General features: G+C 72.3%; 1 protein-coding gene. It reads right to left on the bottom strand.

The window, feature by feature from the left end:
* A partial coding sequence (locus G3I71_RS49560) for an iron chelate uptake ABC transporter family permease subunit (RefSeq protein WP_164325551.1) occupies positions 1–393 on the bottom strand: 393 nt, incomplete at both ends.

Here is a 393-nt window from a genome sequence, read left to right as displayed (position 1 = left end):
GTGAACAGGGCGCCGCGGAAGCGGTGCACGTCCAGCCCGAGGGCCGCGGCCGCTTCCTCACCGGCCAGCAGGAGGTTCAGGGGACGGCAGAGGCCGAGCAGGACGGCCGTCCCGATCAGGACCGTACCGACCGGGATCCACACCGTCGTCCACGTGGTGCCGGCCAGGCCGCCGAGCATCCAGCGCAGGGCGGACTGCGTCTTGTGCGGATCGTTCGAGGTGACGATCAGGAAGCTCGCCACCGCCGACAGCACCTCGGCCGTCGCCACGCCCGCCAGGACCAGTCGTACCGTCGTCATCCGGCCGCCCGAGCGGGCGAGGAAGTAGACGGCGACCAGGGCGGCCAGCGGCCCGCAGAACGCCGCGATCGGCAGGGTGAACAGGCCGAACAGG

It is taken from the genome of Streptomyces sp. SID12501 (assembly GCF_010550245.1).
Classification (GTDB): domain Bacteria; phylum Actinomycetota; class Actinomycetes; order Streptomycetales; family Streptomycetaceae; genus Streptomyces.
This window is presented reverse-complemented; position numbering and strand designations above follow the sequence as displayed.